Genomic DNA, 5,115 nt, shown 5'->3' with positions numbered 1-5,115 from the left:
GTTCGAGCACGGGTGGGGCGAGTGTTCGCGATCCCGAGGGCGCCCAGGGCTTGGGTCCGGGCACGGCTCGCGCCGTCGCGGTCCGGCGCCATCGCCGAGTGCCGCGCTGTCGTGGCTGGTCGCGCAGTTCCCCGCGCCCCTCACGGGGCACGACTCGCCCCGTGACCTACCCGCGCCCCTGACGGGGCACCACGACACGCCCCGCGACGCAGTCACAACCCCGGCGCTGGGGGCACGCCCCCGGAGGGGGCGGGACGGTGGGAGCGAGGGCTCGCCGCGGCTCCCGGCGTCGCGGTGCAGCGCCACCGCCGGGTGCCGCATCGTGACGCCCCCGCCGAAGGGCCCTAGCGGCCGCGGCCCTGACGGAGGGCCAGGAGGAGAAGCGTGGCGGTCACCGACAGGCCCGCCGAGACGAGCAGCGCCACATTCGTGCCCTGGGCCGCGGCCCGCACCGACGTCCCCCCGGACGTGGACACGGCGATCATCAGCGCCACCCCGGCCGCCGACCCGATGTACCGCGCCGTGTTGCTCGCCCCCGACCCCATCGCCGCCCGCTCCCGCGGCACGGACTCGACCGCGAGCAGCGGCAGCGCCGCGTTCAGCAGGCCGCTGCCCGCGCCGGAGAGCAGGAGGCCGGGCAGGAGCCGGGTCCAGTGGCCGGAGCCTGCGGCGCCCAGCATCGTGGCGGCGGCCAGCGCGTGCAGGACGAATCCTGCGGCCAGTTGGTGCCGCGGCGAGACGCGGCCCGCCAGCCGCCGGACCTGGAGCGCGACCAGGAACGAGGTCCCCGACCACAGGACGAACAGCCCCGCCGTGCCCATCAGGGTCACGCCCATCGTGCGCTGGACGAGCGTCGGGACGTAGCTGAACAGGGCGATCACCGACAGGCCGGTGAAGAACGCGCCCGCCGTCGAGGCGAGGAACAACGGCCTGCGCAGCAGCGACAGGTCCAGCATCGGGGTCGCGCTGCGCCGCTCGATCGCCGCGAACACGGCCAGGAGCAGGACCGCGGCGGCGAGGAGGGCGGCGACCGGACCGCGCAGCCAGCCGTCGCGGCCCAGCGTGAGCGCGGCCAGGAGCGCCACGAGGGCGAGGCCGAGCGCGAGGGCTCCGGGCAGGTCGGGGCGCCCGCCGCGCGGGGACCGGGACTCGGTCAGGGCGCGCGGCGCGCACACCGCGACGGCGAGGGTGAGCACGCCGAGCAGCGCGTACGCCCAGCGCCACCCGGCGAGTTGGGTCGCCCCGCCGGCCGCGAGCGGGCCGAGCGCGATGCCGCCGCTGACGCACGCGCCCCACACCCCGGTGGCCCGGATGCGTCCTGCCGGGGTCGGGAAGGCGTGCACGAGCAGCCCGAGGCTCGCGGCCAGGATCGCCGCCGACGCCGCGCCCTGCGCGACCCGGGCCAGCGTGAACAGGAGCGTGTTCGTGGCGAGCGCGCCGAGCGCCGTCGTCGCGCCGAGCGCGAAGGTGCCGAGGACGAAGGCGCGGCGGCGCCCGTAGTCGTCGGCGAGGCTGCCCGCGACCAGGAGGAGCGCGGCGAGCCCGAGCGGCGTGCCGTTCAGGAGCCAGGCCTGCGCGGAGAGCCCGGTGTGCAGGGAGGCGGCGGTGTCGCCGAGCGTGATCATCGGCGCGGTGTACGTCATCAGGGCCACGGCCGTCGCCGCGCTCGTGACGGCCAGCGTGGCGCCCGGCCGCGCCTCGGCCCCCGTACGGACGGGAGAGCCGGGCACCGGCGCCGCGGACGCGGTCGGTGCGGCACCGTCGGCGACGGTGCCGGAGGCCGGCGGACGCGCCGGACTCGGGGAACTCGACGGGCTCGGGGAACTCGTAGGACTCGGGGGCTGGGACACGGTTCGGCCGTCCAGGGTCAGGTCGGACACATCGAGTCAGTTCGGTGAATGAACTGACGTGGTCCATCGACCGTAGCACGGTAGGTTCGGTCATTGAACCTTGAGAGGGAAACGTGGTTACAGTGGGGCCATGGCTCTCGGCAAGGACTACGCGACCCAGCAGTGCTCGATCGCCCGCGCGCTGGAGATCGTCGGCGAACGCTGGACGCTCCTCGTCGTGCGCGACGCCCTCTACGGCGTCCGGCGCTACAACGACTTCCTGGTCCACCTCGGCATCCCGCGCGCCGTCCTCGCCACCCGCCTCCAGGCCCTCACCGTGGCGGGGGTCCTGGAGAAGCGCCGCTACCAGGAGTCGCCGCCGCGCGACGAGTACGTCGTCACCGAGCGCGGCCGCGAGCTGTGGCCCGTGCTCCGCTCGCTCGGCGCGTGGGGGCGCGGGATCCCCGGCGCCCTGCCGCTGCGCGAGTTCCGGCACGCCGCCTGCGGCACCCCGCTCGGCGTCCTCGGCGACTGCCCGGTCTGCGGCGGGCTCGTACCGCTGGAGGAGGTCGAGATGCTCCCCGGCGAGGGCCTCGACCCGGACCCCGCGGATCCGGTCAGCCGGGTCCTGCTCTCCCCGCGCCGGCTCCTCGAGCCCGTCGTGATCGAGTCCGCGTAGCGAGGTGCGGCGCAGGGGCGTAGAGGCGTAGAGGCGCAGGGGTGGCGTGGTGGCGTGGTGACGCCGACCGTGCGAACAGCGCAGGGCGGTAACGGTCTGGCCGGCGGATAGGCTGCGACGGCATCGTTGATGCATGCTGAGGTGAGCCGACGCACCGGAACCGGAGAGGGGGAGCGCCGCCCATGCACGGGATCACGACATCCCCGACCGGGAACAGCCGGGCGAAGACCTGGTCCGCGTTCCTGCGTCCGGCCGCGCTGCTGTTCTTCCTCCTCGTCGAGGCGACCCTCGTCGACACCGGCAGCCTCGCCGGGGCCGTCGCGCTCGCCGCGACCGCCGCCGCGGGCTCCGCGCTCGCCGTCTGTTCCCTGCTCGCCGCGCGCAGCGCGCCCGCCGTGCCGCCCACCCGGGTGCGCACGGCCATCCGCGACCGCGAGCAACGCACCGCGTTCCTGCCGCAGCGCGATCCCGACGCCAGGGGGCGCACCCGGCCCCGAGCGCCCGGACGTCTCGTCCCGACGGCCTGCTGACCGCCGCGCCCCCCGCAGGGGCGCCGCGCGTACCGCAGCCCGTCACGCCGAAGTCTCCGTCCCGCGCGGCTCCGCCGTGCGACGACCTCCGGTACGACGAGACCCTCGGAGGGCTCTCCCATGTCGACGTTCATGTCCGCTTTCGCGAGCCTGGTCGGGCAGCTGGCCGACCTGCTCGACCCCCTGTTCCACGGCGCCGCGACGGCCGCGGCGATCGTCCTGTTCACCGCGTTCGTCCGGCTGCTCGTCCACCCCCTGTCGCGGGCCGGGGCGCGCGGGCAGCGCGAGCGGCTGCGGCTCCAGCCGCGCATCGCCGAGCTGCGCACGAAGCACAAGAAGAACCCCGAGGCCCTGCAGAAGGCGATCCTCGAACTGCACCGCGAGGAGAAGGTCTCGCCGCTGTCCGGCTGTCTGCCGATGCTGTTCCAGATGCCGGCGTTCTTCCTGCTCTACCACCTGTTCTCCAGCGGCAGCATCGGCGGCGAACCCAACGCGCTGCTCGGGCACACCCTGGGCGGGGCGCCGCTCGGCGGACGGTTCGCCGACGCGCTCGGGCACGGCGGGCTCTTCGGTGCGCAGGGACTCGTCTACGTGGCGCTGTTCGCGCTCGTGGCGGCCGTCGCGACGTTCAACTACCGGCGCGCGAAGCGTCAGACGGCCGCCGCGCCGCAGCCCGCGGCCGCCGACGGGCAGCAGGTCCCGGGCATGGCCGCGGTGAACCGCTTCATGCCGCTGATGTCCTTCATGACCCTGTTCTCCGTCGCGTTCGTGCCGCTCGCCGCGGCGCTGTACATCGTCACGTCCACGACGTGGAGCGCGGTCGAGCGGGCCGTCCTGTACCGGGACATGCCGTACGGGGCCGCTGCCGCACCCGCGATCTGAGCGACCTGCGCGAGCGGGTCGCGGGTCCAGTCCGTGAACGGGGTCTTGCGGACTGGACCCCGACCTTGGAGGATCGACCAGACCTCCGATGGCTCTAGGCCGCACCTTGCCATGGGAGCTCCTCCTAGATCAGAGGGAGTCACACCATGAAGCTGCTGCGAGTCGGTCCCGCCGGAGCCGAGCGCCCCGCGCTCCTCGACGACGGGGGAACCCTGCGCGACCTCTCGGGGGTCGTCCCCGACATCGACGGGGCGCTGCTCGCGGACGACGCCGCGCTCGACCGGGTCCGCGCGGCCGCCGCCTCCGGCGAGCTGCCCGCGCTGGACCAGGCCGGACTGCGGGTCGGTGCGCCGGTCGGCCGGATCGGCAAGGTCGTGTGCATCGGCTTGAACTACCACGACCACGCCGCCGAGACCGGGGCCGCGACGCCGGCCGAGCCCGTCGTCTTCTTCAAGGCGGCCGACACGGTCGTCGGGCCGCACGACACGGTGCTCGTGCCGCGCGGCTCCACGAAGACGGACTGGGAGGTGGAGCTGGCCGTGGTCATCGGACGTACGGCCCGCTACGTCGAGTCCGACGCCGCCGCGCTGGCCTGTGTCGCCGGGTACGCGGTCGCCCATGACGTGTCCGAGCGCGAGTTCCAGATCGAGCGCGGCGGCACGTGGGACAAGGGCAAGAACTGCGAGACGTTCAACCCGCTCGGGCCGTGGCTCGTCACCGCCGACGAGGCCGGGGACCCGCAGGCGCTCGGGCTGCGCCTCTGGGTCAACGGGGAGCTCAAGCAGGACGGCAGCACGGCCGACCAGATCTTCCCGGTGGCGGAGGTCGTGCGGTACGTCAGCCAGTTCATGACGCTGTACCCGGGGGACGTCATCAACACCGGGACGCCGGCGGGGGTGGCGATGGGGCAGCCCGAGCCCAAGCCGTATCTGCGGGCCGGGGACGTGGTCGAGCTCGAGGTCGACGGGCTCGGGCGGCAGCGGCAGGAGCTCAAGCCGGCGTAGCGCTCGGCGGGCCTGAGCGAAGCCGACCCGGGTGGAGCGGGTCTCCCCGCCTCTGCCCGGGGTGGTGTCCGGTGCGCGCCCTGCCGCCGGGGTTCAGCGTCGCGGCCGGGGCGCCGCACCGCCGCGCGGGCCGGGCGTCATCGCCCCCGTGCCGCGCCGTCGTGGCTGCTCGCGCAGTTCCCCGCGCCCCT

5 protein-coding genes are annotated in these 5,115 nt (G+C 74.9%); 4 read left to right on the top strand and 1 reads right to left on the bottom strand.

What is annotated here, in order from left to right:
* Positions 1-344: 344 nt before the first annotated feature.
* Positions 345-1,730: an MFS transporter gene (locus tag GTW43_RS01295; protein ID WP_343245854.1), complete on the bottom strand. Its 1,386-nt coding sequence runs from the start codon at positions 1,728-1,730 to the stop codon at positions 345-347.
* Positions 1,731-1,980: 250 nt separating this feature from the next.
* Between GTW43_RS01295 and GTW43_RS01290 the strand changes: the two genes are divergently transcribed.
* The 4 genes from GTW43_RS01290 (at position 1,981) to GTW43_RS01275 (ending at position 4,924) form a co-directional block, all read left to right on the top strand.
* A complete protein-coding gene (locus tag GTW43_RS01290) occupies positions 1,981-2,508 on the top strand; it encodes a helix-turn-helix domain-containing protein (RefSeq protein ID WP_161299676.1) in 528 nt (175 codons plus the stop codon).
* Between the two features lie 182 nt (positions 2,509-2,690).
* Entirely contained in the window at positions 2,691-3,038 is a 348-nt protein-coding gene (locus tag GTW43_RS01285) for a DUF6412 domain-containing protein (protein WP_161299675.1), read from the top strand.
* A 120-nt stretch (positions 3,039-3,158) separates the two neighbouring features.
* Complete coding sequence (locus GTW43_RS01280; protein ID WP_161299674.1) at positions 3,159-3,920, top strand: YidC/Oxa1 family membrane protein insertase; 762 nt, start codon at positions 3,159-3,161, stop codon at positions 3,918-3,920.
* Between the two features lie 146 nt (positions 3,921-4,066).
* Complete coding sequence (locus GTW43_RS01275) at positions 4,067-4,924, top strand: fumarylacetoacetate hydrolase family protein (protein WP_161299673.1); 858 nt, start codon at positions 4,067-4,069, stop codon at positions 4,922-4,924.
* The last annotated feature ends 191 nt before the right edge of the window (positions 4,925-5,115 follow it).

Origin of the sequence: Streptomyces sp. SID5785 (genome assembly GCF_009870065.1) — a bacterium.
Lineage (GTDB): Bacteria > Actinomycetota > Actinomycetes > Streptomycetales > Streptomycetaceae > Streptomyces.
The sequence above is the reverse complement of the archived record's forward strand: the minus strand, read 5'-3'. Positions and strand labels throughout refer to the sequence as shown.